At 69.5% G+C, this 14,626-nt stretch carries 14 protein-coding genes; 7 read left to right on the forward strand and 7 right to left on the reverse strand.

Annotated elements, in window-relative coordinates; genetic code table 11:
• Positions 1 to 65: 65 nt before the first annotated feature.
• A complete protein-coding gene (locus V7Z82_RS15205) occupies positions 66 to 968 on the reverse strand; it encodes an ROK family protein (protein WP_334152423.1) in 903 nt (300 codons plus the stop codon).
• Positions 965 to 1,525 carry an orotate phosphoribosyltransferase gene (gene pyrE, locus V7Z82_RS15210; protein ID WP_334152424.1) on the reverse strand — a complete coding sequence of 187 codons (561 nt, stop codon included), beginning with the start codon at positions 1,523 to 1,525 and terminating at the stop codon, positions 965 to 967. The genes V7Z82_RS15205 and pyrE overlap by 4 nt, the downstream gene beginning before the upstream one ends.
• 98 nt (positions 1,526 to 1,623) lie before the next feature.
• Between pyrE and V7Z82_RS15215 the strand changes: the two genes are divergently transcribed.
• Positions 1,624 to 2,469 carry an exodeoxyribonuclease III gene (locus V7Z82_RS15215; protein WP_334152425.1) on the forward strand — a complete coding sequence of 282 codons (846 nt, stop codon included), beginning with the start codon at positions 1,624 to 1,626 and terminating at the stop codon, positions 2,467 to 2,469.
• Positions 2,470 to 2,539: 70 nt separating this feature from the next.
• A complete protein-coding gene (locus tag V7Z82_RS15220) occupies positions 2,540 to 3,343 on the forward strand; it encodes a Cof-type HAD-IIB family hydrolase (protein WP_334152426.1) in 804 nt (267 codons plus the stop codon).
• A 76-nt stretch (positions 3,344 to 3,419) separates the two neighbouring features.
• Here V7Z82_RS15220 and V7Z82_RS15225 read toward each other — a convergent pair whose 3' ends face one another.
• The 5 genes from V7Z82_RS15225 to V7Z82_RS15245 form a co-directional block, all read right to left on the reverse strand.
• Entirely contained in the window at positions 3,420 to 4,886 is a 1,467-nt protein-coding gene (locus V7Z82_RS15225; RefSeq protein WP_334152427.1) for an MSCRAMM family protein, read from the reverse strand.
• A 246-nt stretch (positions 4,887 to 5,132) separates the two neighbouring features.
• Positions 5,133 to 7,190 (reverse strand): MSCRAMM family protein, encoded by a 2,058-nt coding sequence (locus V7Z82_RS15230; RefSeq protein WP_334152428.1) that lies wholly within the window; start codon positions 7,188 to 7,190, stop codon positions 5,133 to 5,135.
• Positions 7,191 to 7,346: 156 nt separating this feature from the next.
• Entirely contained in the window at positions 7,347 to 7,994 is a 648-nt protein-coding gene (locus V7Z82_RS15235) for a dihydrofolate reductase family protein (RefSeq protein WP_334152429.1), read from the reverse strand.
• Between the two features lie 33 nt (positions 7,995 to 8,027).
• Positions 8,028 to 8,717, reverse strand: coding sequence for a winged helix-turn-helix transcriptional regulator (locus V7Z82_RS15240; RefSeq protein ID WP_334152431.1), 690 nt, complete (start codon positions 8,715 to 8,717; stop codon positions 8,028 to 8,030).
• Position 8,718: 1 nt separating this feature from the next.
• Complete coding sequence (locus tag V7Z82_RS15245) at positions 8,719 to 9,156, reverse strand: VOC family protein (RefSeq protein ID WP_334152432.1); 438 nt, start codon at positions 9,154 to 9,156, stop codon at positions 8,719 to 8,721.
• A 174-nt stretch (positions 9,157 to 9,330) separates the two neighbouring features.
• Between V7Z82_RS15245 and V7Z82_RS15250 the strand changes: the two genes are divergently transcribed.
• From V7Z82_RS15250 to V7Z82_RS15270, 5 genes are all read left to right on the forward strand, one after another.
• Entirely contained in the window at positions 9,331 to 10,596 is a 1,266-nt protein-coding gene (locus tag V7Z82_RS15250; protein ID WP_334152433.1) for a sensor histidine kinase, read from the forward strand.
• Entirely contained in the window at positions 10,593 to 11,273 is a 681-nt protein-coding gene (locus tag V7Z82_RS15255) for a response regulator transcription factor (protein ID WP_334152434.1), read from the forward strand. Before V7Z82_RS15250 ends, V7Z82_RS15255 begins: the two co-directional genes overlap by 4 nt.
• A gap of 58 nt (positions 11,274 to 11,331) precedes the next feature.
• Complete coding sequence (locus V7Z82_RS15260) at positions 11,332 to 12,501, forward strand: benzoate/H(+) symporter BenE family transporter (protein ID WP_334152435.1); 1,170 nt, start codon at positions 11,332 to 11,334, stop codon at positions 12,499 to 12,501.
• Positions 12,502 to 12,760: 259 nt separating this feature from the next.
• On the forward strand, positions 12,761 to 13,654 hold the full coding sequence (locus V7Z82_RS15265) for an ABC transporter ATP-binding protein (RefSeq protein ID WP_334152436.1): 894 nt from the start codon (positions 12,761 to 12,763) through the stop codon (positions 13,652 to 13,654).
• Between the two features lie 65 nt (positions 13,655 to 13,719).
• The coding region (locus V7Z82_RS15270) for an ABC transporter permease (RefSeq protein ID WP_334152443.1) at positions 13,720 to 14,626 on the forward strand (907 nt) is incomplete at its 3' end.

Below are 14,626 nucleotides of genomic sequence, written 5' to 3' on the forward strand. Positions count from 1 at the left end.
CCGAGCCTACGACGTATTTGTTAGGGCAGTGGACGGAATCGAGGATCCCGGTCGGTGCGCGCTGCTCAGCGGATGACGAGCGCGGCCGCCCCGATCAGTGGACCCTCGTCGCCCAGTCCCGAACGCACGACCCGTGCGCGACGCGAGTACTCGTGCGCGGCGCTCGCCGTGAGCGCCTGCTGCACCAGGTCGATGTAGTCCTCGGAGACCCGGGAGAACCCGCCCCCGATCGCGACCATGTCGAGGTCGACGAGGGTCGCGGCATCCGCCAGCGCCTCACCGACGGCCTTCGCCGAGCGCTCGATCGCGGCTCGCGCGACCGCATCGCCGGCAGCCGCATCCCGCGCCAGGTCCTCGCCGGTGGCTCCCGACCATCCCTGCCGCTGCGCCCACGCGGCGCTCGCAGGACCGGAGGCGATCTCCTCGAGCGTGAGCCCGCCCTCGCGGCGGACCTGACCGAGGTGCCCGGCGTTGCCGGTCGCCCCGGGGATGTAGGCACCGTTCGCGACGAATCCGCCGCCGACGCCCGTCGAGACGACGATCGAGAGCGAAGCTCCTGCGTCCTGCGTCGCGCCCAGCCAGGCCTCGGCGAGCGCGAGCGCACCGCCGTCGTGTCCGAGCACGGTCGTCACCTCGCGGCCGAGCACGGCGGATGCCGCAGAGCGCACCGCTTCAGCGAGCCCGAACCCGCGGGCGAGGGGCATGTTCACCGGCATGATCGCGCCGGCAGCCCGGTCGATGGGTCCTGCGCTGCCGACGCCGGCTCCGACGATCTCCGCATCGGCCGGAGCCGCGGCCAGCGCGTGCGCGACGATCGCCTGCACGGCGGCAGTGAGCGAGTCGAGCGTGGCCTCTCGCCCCGTGGCCTGCCGGCTGCGGCTGCCCTCGACGAGCACGCCGTCTTCGTCGACGAGGACGGCTTCCATCTTCGTGCCGCCGACATCGACGGCGAGCGCGTAGCGGGTCACTGGGGGTCGAGTCCGAGGTCGTCGAGGTCGAAGGCCGCGCGCCATTCGAGGCCCTCGGCTTCGATCGCGGCCTGGGCCCCGGTCTTGCGGTCGACGATCACGGCGACGGCAACGATCTCGGCGCCCTCGCGGCGCAGCGCCTCGACGGCCTTGAGCGCGGACTGGCCGGTCGTCGAGGTGTCCTCCAGCACGACGACGCGCTTGCCCGCGACGTCGGCGCCCTCGATCTGGCGGCCGCGGCCGTGGTCCTTCGGCTCCTTGCGCACGACGAACGCGTCGAGCGGGCGGTCGGCTGCGACCGACGCATGCAGCACGGAGTTCGCGATCGGGTCGGCGCCGAGCGTGAGACCGCCGACCGCGACCACGTCGAGGTCGCCGATCAGGTCGAGCATGATGCGCCCGATCGCGGGCGCGGCGCGGTGGTCGAGGGTCAGCTTTCGCATGTCGACGTAGTACGTCGCCTTCTTGCCACTGGAGAGAGTGAAGTCGCCGTGGAACACCGCCTCGTCCTTGATGAGGTCGAGGAGTGTCTGGCGGTCTGCGTCGAGTGCGGTCACGGCATCCAGTGTAGGAGGCGCGGGCTTCGTGTTCTGCGGGAAGTCTGCGTGTCCGATGCCGCAACTCCGTTGTCCGATGCCGCAACTAGGCTTGACGCATGCGCTTGGCCACCTGGAACGTCAACTCCATCCGCACCCGCGTCACCCGCACCGTCGAATTCGCCGTGCGCGAAGACATCGACGTGCTGGCAATGCAGGAGATCAAGTGCAAGCCGGAGCAGTTCCCCTACGGCCCGTTCGAGGAAGCCGGGTACCACGTCGAGGTGCACGGTCTGAATCAGTGGAACGGCGTCGCGATCGCGAGCCGCCTGCCGATCACCGATGTGCGCACCGCGTTCGACGGCATGCCCGGCTTCGCGAAGGGGCATGAAGGGCCGGATGCTCCGCTCGAGGCCCGTGCCCTCGGCGTCATGGTCGACGGCGTTCGCGTCTGGAGCCTGTACGTGCCGAACGGCCGCTCGCTCGACGATCCGCACTACACGTACAAGCTGCACTGGCTCGAGGAGCTGAAGAAGTCGACCGCCGCTGAGCTCGCGGCGAACCCTGCGCTTCCGCTCGCACTGGTCGGCGACTTCAACATCATCCCGTTCGACGGCGACAACGGCGATCCCGACATCGTCGAGGGCGTCTCGACGCACGTCTCCCCGCAGGAGCGCCAGGCGTTCTTCGCCTTCCAGGACGCCGGGGTCACCGACGTCGTGCGCCCGCTCATCCCCGAGGGCTTCACCTACTGGGACTACCAGCGACTGAAGTTCCCGCGCAACGAAGGCGTGCGCATCGACTTCGTGCTCGGTTCGCGCACCCTGGCGGATGCCGTCATCGGAGCCTCGATCCATCGCGAGGAGCGCAAGGGCGAGCAGCCGAGCGACCACGTGCCGGTGGTCGTCGAGTTCGACCTGGGCGGCGCGGCGGAAGACGACGATCTGCCGATGATCTTCTCGTGACCCTTCGACAGGCTCAGGGACCCATTCGACAGGGTCAGGGACCCACCCGACAGGGTCAGGGACCCACCTGATGCGGCTGATCGCGACCGACCTCGACGGCACCCTGCTCGATTCGGCATCCGCGGTCTCCCCGCGCACCAGGGCAGCGCTCGATGCGGCCAGGGACCGCGGCATCCACGTCGTGCCGGTCACCGCCCGTCAGCCGATCGGTCTGCGCGCGATCGCCGCCGATGCGGCCTTCGACGACTGGGCGCTGTGCAGCAACGGCGCCTACGCGGTGCATCTCGCCGAGGGACGGATGCTGTTCGCCGAGGAACTGCCGGCAGCGACGATCCGCACGCTCGCCGAGGCGCTGCGCGCGAGCATCCCCGGCCTGCTGTTCGCCAGCGTGCGCGAAGGCGGCGAGACCTTCGTGGCGCAGCAGGGCTACGCCGAGATCGCCGACCTGTCCGACCACAAGCGCGACCCGAAGACGATGGGTGGCGTGCCGCTCGATCAGGTGCTGTCGGCCCCGAGCCTGAAGTTCGTGATCCGGCATCCGGAGCTCGCACCCGCTGCACTGTTCGACACCCTTCGCTCGCTCGGCCTCACGGGGTTCGAGGCGACGCTCTCAGGCGCGCCCTTCGTGGAGGTCATGGCGGAGGGCGTCACGAAGGCCACCGGCCTCGCCCGCCTCTGCGCGCACCTCGGGATCGACCGAGCCGACGTCGTGGCCTTCGGCGACGCGCTCAACGACGTCGAGATGCTCCGCTGGGCAGGTCGCGGGGTCGCGATGGCGGATGCTGCTCCAGTGGTGCAGGATGCCGCCGACGAGACGACGGTGTCGAACGACGAGGACGGCGTCGCACGCGTGATCGAGCGGTTGCTGGGCTGACCCGGCAACCGCTCGATCACGCAATCAGCTCTCGCGATCAGCTCTCGCGATCAGCTCTCGCGATCAGCGCACGCGATCAGCTCTCGACGCGTCGGCGACGCACCATCGCCGCGCCCAGCGTCGTCAGGAGGATGCCCATCGCGACGAGTGCGACCGGAACCTCGGCTCCGGTGGCTGCGAGGGCGCCTCGCGGGGCTGTCGCCCCACCGGTCGACTGTCCGCCAGCTCCCTCCCCTTCGGGGGCCTGACCGCCGGTTCCTGGTCCACCAGGAACCGGAGCTGCGGTGACGTCCACGGCCGCGCTCGCGACCACCGCGGCGCCGGAGAGCGCGACCAGGGTATGTGCCCCGACGGGCGCGCCGACGGGGATGCGCAGGCTCCCGGCGAGCACTCCGTCAGCATCGGCAGTCAGCGAGCCGAGAGCGATCGGATCCGAGCGGAGCTCGAACGCGACGGTGGCGTTCGGCTCGAACCCGCTGCCTGAGACGGTGACCGCATCGCCGGCACGGATCGTGCCGGCCGAGAGCGTGATCGTCGGTTCAGGCTGCGGCTCCGGGGCGTCGACCAGCGTGAAGTCGATTCCCGTCACGGTCTGGTCGGGCGAAAGCGAGATGGGTGTCGCCGCGTCCGCTGTCGCAACCCCGTTGTAGTACTGGGAGGCGATCGTCGTCCCGTCCGCGGACATCGCGGTCGCACGCAGGACGTATGTGCCCTTCTGGAGCGCCAGCGAGTACGCACCGGTGTCAGGTTTCGCGGAGATGGTCCTGACTTCGATCCCGTCGATCCAGGCTGTCACCTGCACCTTCGCCGCCCCAACAGCGTCCACCGTCACCGTGCCGGAGATCGCGCCGGGCCTCTCGAGCGCGGCGTCGATGCCGACGACCTCGTCACCCGCCGCGACGGTGATCTCGGTCGCGGTGTCCCAGTACCCCGCGTCCTTCCAGTACTCCTCAGCCAGACCGAAGGACCGGAAGACGACCTTGTAGGTTCCCGCCGGCACCCCGATGCGATAGGTGCCGTCACTCATGGTGTTGCCGGTCTCGATGTCGAACGTGTCGTTCACGTCGTAGACCGACACCCACGACGACAGCGGCGCCCCGTCGGCACCTCGCGTCACCGTGCCACTGATGAACGCCGCGGTGGCGAGTGCTGCGTCGACCCCGGTTGCGGCCTGCTGCCCGGTGATGGCGATCTGCGTCGCGTAGTCCCAGCTGTACTGGTTCTTCCAGTACTCGGAGAGCAGTTCCGGATCCGGCGAGCCGAAGTGGAGGCGATACGACCCGTCAGGAAGACCACCCAGGTCATAGGCGCCTGCGGCGTCGGTCTGCGTCTCGCCGACGACCTCCCGATTCGCATCGAGAGCCGATACGGTGACCCCCTCGAGCGTCGACCCGTCATCCTCGCGGGTCACGGTCCCCGAGATCGAGCCGGTGGCGTCCGCCGGCAGCTCTTCGGCCGCCGCTGCGGTCACACCGCCGAGGGCGAGCGCGAACGCCGCCATTCCGCCGAGCACCGCTCGGAGCATCCCGTGTCGTCGCGTCATCGTCCCACCCCTCCAAGGAGGCCGTGCGCGCAACGATGATGCTGTCCCGCTCGACCCCGAACCTCTGCCGATCGTGCGGCACATATCCGGTCGAATCTATGCGAGCGGTACACAGAGACGGAATAGTCAATTCGCAGCAGTTACGGGCATGTGATCATCCGAAAGTACCGACCTCCGGCACTCGGACCATGAGACGCGACCAATCAGTCATAGTATCCACGCCCCGCCACCTCGTCGTGCCCTGTGTCAGCCGCCGACTCGGCGACGGCGTGCGAGGACGAGGCCGGCTGCCAGGAGTCCGAGCGCCATCATCGCTGCGAAGGTCGGAGCCTCGGACCCGGTGTTCGCGAGACGATCACCGGTGGCGGATCCCGAGGTGCTCTGACTCGATGCCGCGGTCACCTGCAGTGCGGCACTCGCCACGGCCACCGACTGCGCGTTCAGGGCGACGAGCGTGTGCGCCCCGACCGGCGCACTGACCGGGATGCGGAGGCTGCCCTTCAGCACGCCCTGCGCATCGGCGGTGAGCGAACCGAGCGCGATCGGATCGGAGTGCAGCTCGAACGAGATCTTCTCGCCCGGCGCGAAGCCGGTACCTGAGATCGCGATGTCCCCACCCGCGCGCACACTGCCGGCGCCGAGCGCAAGGGCCGGCTTCGGTTCGGGCTCCGGCGTGTGGCATTCGGTCGCCAGCGTGATGTCGATGTCGGTCACGACCTGTCCGCCGACGACGTCGATCGTCTCCGCGTCATCAAGCGTCGCTCCGCCACCGAGGAACTGCGTGCAGAAGCCTTCGGCCTGGACGCCGATCGTGTAGGTGCCGGCCGGCAGCAGCCCGCCGTTCTCCGCAGGGAACTCGCGATCGCCCCCGAGAACGAAATCGCCCCCGGTGTTCGAGGTCGTCACCGCGTTCCACTCGCCGTCGCCCCAGAGGTAGGCCGTGACGGTCGCACCGTCACCCTGCAACTCGGCGCCCCCTCCGGAGACCGCACCGTGGATCGCGCCACCACGGGAGAGATCGAAGTCGATGCCGGTGGGGTCCGCCGAAGATCCGAGCGAGACGACGGTCGCCGAAGCGGCCGTGTCAGCACCGTCGAAGTACTGCCAGGCGTAGGTCTGGTCATACGCGGTTCCGTAGGCGCGGACCGTGTAGTCGCCGGCCGGCAGGACGAGCGTGTATTCGCCGTTCTGTTTCGTGTAGGCCATTGCGGCCACGGGCTGTCCGTCCATGAACGGTTCGACGATGGCGTCCTCCAGCGGCTGCCCATCCGAGCGAACGACCCCGCTGATCACGTGCCCGGTCTCGAGCTGCGGATTGAACTCGAACATTCCGCCGCCGGAGGCGACGACCACCGGAGATGCATCGGCCTGCGAGTACGCGTTCTCGAGGTACTCCGAGAGCACCAGCGGATCAGCACTGATGAACTGGACGATGTAGACGCCGGGGCCGACCGTCAGACGATAGGAGCCGTCCGGTGCGATCGGGGTCGAGAACGTCGGCCCAGCGCCCGATGCAGCCGTGGCCGAGACGGAGCCGGGGACGGGAGAGCCGTCGACAGCCCTGGTGACGGTCCCCTCGAACCCGATCGCGCCGGTGAGCGATGCGTCGATCCCCGTGGCGACCTGGCCGGCGACCACCGGCACGAGCGTGGCGGACTGCTGATCGTATGCGCTCTCCCAGTACTCGTCAGCGAGCGCGTCGTCCGTGGCCTCGAACTTGACCGTGTATGCGGCCGGAACCAGCCCATCCGTCAGATAGACGCCGTTCTCGTCCGTCATCACGACCGCGGGCGATGCACCGATCGAGTCCGGGGAGACGGAGACGCTCGCACCCGAGATGGGCGTGCCGTCGCTCTCCCGCGTGACGCGTCCGGTGATGGATGCGCCCTGCTGCAGCGTCGCGTCGATGTCGGTGACCGTCTCGCCGCCGACCGCCGTGATGCGCGTCGCGGACTCGGCGGTGCGAGCACCGTCCCAGTATTCGGAGATGAGCCCGGTTTCAGTCCCCGCAGTCGCGAAGCGCACCGTGTACTCACCGGGCTCGAGACCGGTGACGGTGTAGTCGCCGTTCGCGTCGGTCGATGCCGCGCCGTTCTTCGTGAAGTCCGTGCTGTTCACGAAGACGCTGATCGAGGCCACCGGCGCCCCGCCGTCCTCCCTGGTCACGGTGCCGGAGATCGTCACTGTGGGGTCGGCGTCGTCGGCCGCAGCCGACACCGCTCCCGTCAAAGCGAGTACCGAGACTGCCGTTCCCGCGAGCAATGCCCGCAGCGACACCCGTCGGCCCATTCGTCGTGACGCCATGGTTCATCCCCTCGCGACGGGGATGCGCGCTCAACGGCGACGTTGCCACGGCGGCCCCGAATCCAGCGTGCCGCTCGTGCGGCAACGCGATTTTGAATCTAGAGCCTCGGCGCACAGGAAGGGAATAGTCAATTCATGGGAGTTACCCGGGCGTGATCACCCGAAAGTACCGACCTGGGGCACTCGATCGGTGCGTCCGTAGCGCAGCAGGGTCACGCCGCCGTCGTCGGTGATCGGCGGATGCAGCAGACGGAGCACCGAGGGCAGCGCGTTGTCATCGAAGACCTTCTTGCCGGCACCCAGCAGCAGGGGGTACACCCAGAGGTTGAGCTCGTCGAAGAGCCCTTCCGCGAGCAGCGTGTGCACGAAGTCGATACTGCCGATCACGTGCACTTCACGGTGGGTCGCGCGCATCTCCGCGACCTCGGCTGCGAGATCGTCACCCACACGGGTACTGCCCTCCCAGTCGAGTTCGACGGCGGAATCCCGCGTCGCCACGTACTTGGGCACCCGGTTGAACAGCTGCCCGATGTCACCCTCAGGGCCGTCGGTGTGGTGCGGCCAGTACGACGCGAAGATGTCGTAGGTGCGCCGGCCGAGCAGCAGCGCGTCGAGTCCGCGCATGCCCTTCTCGATCTCCTCGCCGACCCCGGATGACGGATAGCCGGCCTGCCATCCGCTGAAGCGGAAGCCGCCTGAGGTGTCCTCGTCGGTGCCACCCGGCCCCTGCGCCACCCCGTCGAGCGAGGTGAAGAGATCGATCAGAATGCGACCGGATCCTGTCCTGGATTCTGCAGTGCTCATGTCGTGCTCCTTGCCTGAAGAACTTCTTCGTGTTCAGTGCTGCGCCGCGACCAGCGCGGCGATGTGGAAGGTCGCGGCGAACGAGTCGAGCCACGCCTCCTCGCCGCGGACGACCGCGACGACGTCCTGCTCGAGAGCCTCGGCCGGCGAGAGCTGTCCGCCGATGAGCAGACGGATGCCGGGACCGGCGACGATCACCGCATCCGGGTCACCCTCCGGCCCGGCGCCGCCGGAGGGCGGCGCCGGCGGCGCGAGTTGCGCGATCCGGAGCTCGCCGTCCCGCACGGACGCCCGGAGGGCGACATCGCCGACGTGCAGTTCGTACTCGGCGTCCGCCGCGGCATCCGACTGGAAGGCCGTTCGCAGCGCCATCGTGAGCGAATCAGGGGTGACGACATCGCCCTCCTGCGGGTCGCCCATCGCCTGGAACCCCCAGCGCCCGAGCGCGAGCATGATGGGCTCGAACGAGCGGCCGTAGGGGGTCAGCTCGTACACGAGCCCGCAGTTGTGCAGCGGGACCCGCCGGATGACGCCGCCCTCCTGCAGTTCCTTCAGGCGCGTGGAGAGGATGTTGGTCGGGATGCGCGGCAGACCCTGCTTGAGGTCGGTGTAGCGCCGCGGACCGACGAACAGATCACGCACGATGAGCAGCGCCCACCGCTCGCCGATCAGGTCGACGGCCGCGGTGACCCCGCAGTACTGGCCGTAGCTGCGCGCTGCCACGTCAGGATCCGGTGCTCTGCTCCGCGACGTGCTCCGGCCCGTTCTCGACAGCCTCCTCGGTCATGAACAGGAAGCCGAGCGAGTTGCCGTCAGGATCGTCGAGGTCGCGGGAGTACATGAAGCCGTAGTCCTGAGCCGGCTTCGGCTCGGCGCCCCCGGCGGCCAGCCCCTTGGCGAGGATGTCGTCGACCTCATCGCGCGAGTCACGACTGAAGGACACCGAGACCTGCGCGACCTCGTTCGGATCGGCGATCGGCTTGTCGGTGAACGTGGCGAAGAACTCGCGCTTGAGCACCATGAAGAACACGTCATCGCTCCACACGATGCATGCGGCGTTCTCGTCCGTGAAGAGCGGGTTGATCTCGCAGCCGAGTGCGGTGTAGAACGCCTTGCTGCGCTCGAGATCGGTGGTGGGCAGGTTGACGAAGACCTTGGTCACGATGACTCCCTTGTCGATGTGCGCCCGGAGGCATCCGAGCCGGGGCCCCGCTGTGGTGCTGAGCCTGTCACAGCATACTTGCAAAAAACAAGTACGGCGTCAACAGTCAGTTCCAGGGGAATCTCCCCCACGCGACGGATGCCGCGGCATCCGCCATCGCCCTACGGTGGGAGGATGCCGTTCACCCGCACGCCGACCGACCGCGAGCGGCGCAGCGATCTGCTGCTCGCCGCCGTGCTGTTCGCCGGCGCCGTCCTCAGCGCCGGGCTCTCGTCGCTCTCGCAGATCTACGGCGACGAGCAGGCGGAGCTGTGGACCGCACTCGTCTACGCCGTCGTCGTGACCGCCCCGCTCGCATTCCGTCGTCGCTGGCCGGGCATCGTCGCCGCGATCACCGCGACGGCCTATTTCGTGGCCGTCACGGTGAGGATCCCGGAGCTGTACGTCGGCAACATCGCGATGTTCATCGGCCTGTACTCGGTCGGCGCCTGGATGAACGACCGCTGTCGCGCCATGATCGTCCGCATCGCGATCATCGTCGGCATGTTCGCGTGGCTGCTGATCACCATGTACTACGAGGCGATCAAGCAGGCCGACGAAGCCGACGTCATGGCCGGAGCCTTCTCTCCCTACATCGCGTTCATGATGATCCAGATCCTGTTGAACGCGCTCTACTTCGGCGGTGCGTACTACATCGGCGATCGCGCCTGGAATTCCGCCGCCGAGCGCGAGGTGCTCGAGCAGCGCACCGTGGAGCTGGAGCGGGAGCGCGAGGTGACCGCCGCGCAGGCCGTCGCCCTGGACCGGGTGCGCATCGCCAGGGAGCTGCACGACGTCGTCGCCCACCACGTCTCGGTCATGGGAGTGCAGGCTGGCGCAGCCAGGCTCGTGATCGATCAGGACCCGGCCCAGTCGACTCGCATCCTCACCAGCATCGAGTCGTCGGCGCGGGACGCGATCAGCGAGCTGCGGCAGCTGCTCGAGACGCTGCGCACGCCGGGTGGCGAGACGCTCGAGCCGGCATCGACGCTGACCCTCGACGACATCGCCGAGCTCGCCGCCGCTTCGACGGATGCCGGGCTCCCCACCGACTACGCCGTGATCGGCATTCCGACGCCGGTGCCGTCGCTCGTCGCCGTGAACCTCTATCGGATCGCCCAGGAATCGCTGACGAACGCGCGTCGCCATGCGGGCGTCGGGGCCACCGCCGATGTCCGGGTGCGCTACGACGGAGAGGGTGTGGAGGTCGAGGTCGTGAACAGCGGTCGCTCCGTCAGCCACCTCCGGCCCGGACTCGGCCAGCTGGGCATGCGCGAGCGCGCGATCGCCTCCGGCGGGACCATCGAGGTCACGCCGCGCCCGCTCGGCGGGCTGCGGGTGCGGGCACGCGTGCCGCTCCCGGCGCGACAGCAGGAGACGACAGCGAAGGACCCAGCATGACCGCCGCACCCATCCGAGTGCTCCTCGTCGACGACCACTCGATGCTGCGGGCGGGGTTCCGCACGATCCTCGAGACCCAGCCCGACATCACGGTGGTCGGCGAGGCGGCGACGGGTGCGGATGCCGTGGCGCAGGCATCGGTGCTCCTGCCGGACGTGATCACGATGGACGTGCAGATGCCCGACATGGACGGCATCGAGGCGACCAGACGGATCGTCGCCGACCCTGGGATCACCGCAGCCATCGCCATCGTCACGACCTTCGACCGCGATGAGTACCTGCACCACGCGCTCGAGGCCGGAGCGAGCGGCTTCCTGCTGAAGAACGCCGGCGCTGAGGACCTGATCGCCGCCGTGCGCGCGCTCGCTGCCGGCGACGGCATCCTGGCGCCGGAGGTGACCCGTCGCGTGCTCGCGCGCTTCGCGGCAGCGCCCGTCACCGCCCCCGTCCCGACGACCCCGTCGGTGCCGGCGACGGCGCTGGCCGAACCGCTGACCGAGCGCGAAGCGGAGGTGCTGACGCTGCTCGCCGACGCCCGCAGCAACGCCGAGATCGCGACCGCCCTCTTCATCGGCGAGGCGACGGTGAAGACCCACGTCTCGCGCATCCTCCAGAAGCTGGGCGCCCGCGACCGGGTGCAGGCCGTCGTGCTCGCGCATCGGCTGGGACTCGCGTAGGTGTACTGACCCAGCCACGGCATGGGTGCTCACGCCCGCTGAGCGCTAGCCTCGGAGGATGCCAGGCAGCACCCCTCTCTCCCGACCGATCCTGGCGGGCGTCGTGACCGCGCTGGTCGGCTTCACGAGCTCCTTCGCCGTGGTGCTCACGGGGCTCGGCGCGGTCGGTGCGACGGCGGCGCAGGCCGCGAGCGGGCTGCTCGCAGCCAGTCTCACGATGGGGCTCGCCTGCATCGTGCTCGCCTGGCGGTATCGGATGCCGATCACGTCAGCATGGTCGACGCCAGGGGCGGCGCTGCTCGTCGCGACCGGCACGGTGGAGGGCGGCTGGCCGGCCGCGGTCGGCGCCTTCCTGGTCTCGGCTGCCCTCATCCTGCTCACGGCGCTCTGGCCGGCGCTCGGGGCATTGATCGCCCGCATCCCGCCGTCGATCGCGCAGGCCATGCTCGCCGGCGTCCTGCTGCCGCTGTGCCTCGCACCGATCACGGGCATCGTCGCGAACCCCTGGGGAGTGATCCCCGTGGTCGCGACCTGGCTCGTCGTCGCGCGGCTGGCCCCGCGCTGGGCGGTGCCGACCGCGTTCGTCGCCGCCGCCGTCGTCGTCGCAGTCTCGCTGATCCAGGCCGGCGCACCGGTCGATCCGGCGCTCCTGCTGCCGCGGTTCGAGCTCACAGCCCCGACGTTCACGGTCGGCGCGCTCGTCGGGCTGGCGCTGCCGCTGTTCATCGTCACGATGGCGTCGCAGAACGTGCCAGGCACCGCGATCATGCGCAGCTTCGGCTACGAGGTGCCGTGGCGTCCTGCGATGCTCGTGACCGGGCTCGGGTCTGCGCTCGGTGCTCCCGCCGGCGGGCACACGATCAACCTCGCGGCGATCAGCGCGGCACTCGCCGCCTCGCCCGACGCCGATCCCGATCCGAAGCGCCGCTGGGTGGCCGGCGTCTCGACCGGGGCGTCGTATCTCGTCCTCGGAGGTTGCTCCGCCGCATTCGCCACCCTCGTGCTGCTTGCGCCGGATGCCGTGATCCCCGCCGTCGCCGGACTCGCCCTGTTCGCGGCCTTCGGCTCGGCCGTGCAGCAGGCCATCGACGATCCGGGCGAACGGCTCCCTGCCGTCGTGACGTTCCTGGTCGCGGCATCCGGCATCGCCGTGCTCGGCGTGAGCGCCGCGTTCTGGGCGCTGGTCGCCGGACTCCTGGTGCGCACGGTGCTGCACGCCCGGCGCTGACCTGCCCTTTCGCCCCTCCCCCTTCGACAGGCTCAGGGCCCCAGGCTCAGGGCCCCAGGCTCAGGGACCCAGGCTCAGGGACCCAGGCTCAGGGACCCAGACTCAGGGCCCCAGGCTCAGGGGCCAAGGCTCAGGGACCCAGGCTCAGAGACCCAGGCTCAGGGACCCAGGCCCAGCGCCTCTCCCCCGCCGGGATGACATCGCGCTCTCCCCCGCACGGGGGATGCCGTGGCATCCGCCGGTCCCTAGCGTTAGGGGTATGACAGGACCTCTCGAACTGACCGGCATCACCAAGAGCTACGGCTCGCGGCTCGTGCTCGACGACGTCTCCTTCCGGGTCGAGCCCGGGAAGCTGACGGGATTCGTCGGCGGGAACGGCGCGGGCAAGACCACCACCATGCGCATCGTGCTCGGGCTGCTCTCCTCAGACGGCGGACGGGTCGATCTCGACGGCGCGCCGCTGACGGCCGCGGACCGACGTCGCTTCGGCTACATGCCGGAGGAGCGCGGGCTGTACCCGAAGATGAAGGTGCTCGAGCAGATCGTGTACCTCGCCCGGCTGCACGGCTTCGGCAAGGCCGAGGCCACCGCCAGGGCGACCGAGCTGCTCACCGAGCTCGGTCTCGGCGAGCGGCTGAACGACACGATCGAGTCGCTCTCGCTCGGCAACCAGCAGCGCGCGCAGATCGCCGCGTCCCTCGTGCACGACCCCGAGGTGCTGATCCTCGACGAGCCGTTCTCCGGACTCGACCCGCTCGCGGTCGACGTCGTCGCGAGCGTGCTGCAGTCCAGCGCCGCCAAGGGCGCGGCGATCCTGTTCTCCTCCCACCAGCTCGATGTGGTCGAGCGCCTGTGCGACGACCTCGTCATCCTCGCCGGCGGCACGATCCGCGCCTCCGGTTCGCGCGACGCGCTCCGCGCCGAGCACGCCGGCAGCCGCTACGAGCTCGTCTCAGCGGGCGATGCAGGCTGGCTGCGAGCCGAAGCGGGCGTCACCGTCGTCGACTTCGAGGGCGGCTACGCCCTGTTCGACGCCGACGGCCCCGAGACCGCTCAGCGCGTGCTGCGCGCCGCCGTCGAGCGCGGCGACGTCGCGAGCTTCGCCCCCAAGCATCCGTCCCTCGCCCAGATCTTCAAGGAGGTCATCCAGTGAGTGCTTCGACACGCTCAGGGGCCCAGTCCGTCCGCCCTTCGACACGCTCAGGCCCCCAGGCGTCCATGGTCTGGCTCGTCGCCGAGCGCGAGATCAGCTCCAAGCTGCGCAGCAAGGCGTTCCTGATCTCCACCGGCATCCTGCTGCTGATCGCGCTCGCCGGCATCGTGATCGGCGGGTTCGCGAGCAAGAACACCGCATCGGATGCCATGCCGGTCGCCGTGACCTCGCAGACCGCATCGGCCGTCTCGGCGCTGCCGAACGTGAAGGTCACCGAGGTGTCCGACGAAGCCGCAGCCGAGGAGCTCGTCCGATCCGAGAAGGTCGACGCCGCCGTGCTGCCGGGGGACAACCCCTCCGGGTATACCGTGATCGCCCTGCAGGACGCCCCCGGCTCGCTCGTCTCCGCGCTCTCGCAGGCGCCGGACGTGCAGATCCTGGAGCCGGCGACCACCAACCCGCTGCTGCGCTACTTCATCGCGATCGGCTTCGGTCTGGTGTTCATGATGGCCGCGGCGACCTTCGGCGGCACGATCGCGCAGAGCGTGGTCGAGGAGAAGCAGACCCGCGTGGTCGAGGTGCTGCTGTCGGCGATCCCGGCTCGCACGCTCCTCGCCGGCAAGGTGATCGGCAACACGGTGCTGGCGATGGGGCAGATCCTCGCCCTCGCCGCGATCGCGACCGTGGGTCTCATCGTCACCGGTCAGAACGCCGTGCTCTCGACCCTCGGCGCGCCCATCATCTGGTTCGCGGTGTTCTTCCTGTTCGGATTCATCCTGCTCGCGGCGCTGTTCGCGGCAGCGGCGTCCATGGTGTCCCGCCAGGAGGACATCGGCTCGACCACGACCCCGATCACGATGCTCGTGATGGCGCCGTACGTGCTCGTGATCATCTTCAACGACAACCCGCTGGTGCTGACGATCATGTCGTACGTGCCGTTCTCGGCCCCGGTCGGGATGCCGATGCGCCTGT

The sequence above is a fragment of the Microbacterium sp. genome (genome assembly GCF_036823965.1).
GTDB lineage: Bacteria > Actinomycetota > Actinomycetes > Actinomycetales > Microbacteriaceae > Microbacterium.

Bases quoted from the DNA above. Each gene is read 5' to 3' on its own strand.
- V7Z82_RS15255 (WP_334152434.1), top strand. From the start codon at position 10,593: ATGACCGCCGCACCCATCCGAGTGCTCCTCGTCGACGACCACTCGATG.
- V7Z82_RS15225 (WP_334152427.1), bottom strand. From the start codon at position 4,886: ATGACGCGACGACACGGGATGCTCCGAGCGGTGCTCGGCGGAATGGCG.
- V7Z82_RS15250 (WP_334152433.1), top strand. From the start codon at position 9,331: ATGCCGTTCACCCGCACGCCGACCGACCGCGAGCGGCGCAGCGATCTG.
- V7Z82_RS15230 (WP_334152428.1), bottom strand. From the start codon at position 7,190: ATGGCGTCACGACGAATGGGCCGACGGGTGTCGCTGCGGGCATTGCTC.
- V7Z82_RS15260 (WP_334152435.1), top strand. From the start codon at position 11,332: ATGCCAGGCAGCACCCCTCTCTCCCGACCGATCCTGGCGGGCGTCGTG.
- V7Z82_RS15265 (WP_334152436.1), top strand. From the start codon at position 12,761: ATGACAGGACCTCTCGAACTGACCGGCATCACCAAGAGCTACGGCTCG.
- V7Z82_RS15215 (WP_334152425.1), top strand. From the start codon at position 1,624: ATGCGCTTGGCCACCTGGAACGTCAACTCCATCCGCACCCGCGTCACC.
- V7Z82_RS15235 (WP_334152429.1), bottom strand. From the start codon at position 7,994: ATGAGCACTGCAGAATCCAGGACAGGATCCGGTCGCATTCTGATCGAT.
- V7Z82_RS15220 (WP_334152426.1), top strand. From the start codon at position 2,540: ATGCGGCTGATCGCGACCGACCTCGACGGCACCCTGCTCGATTCGGCA.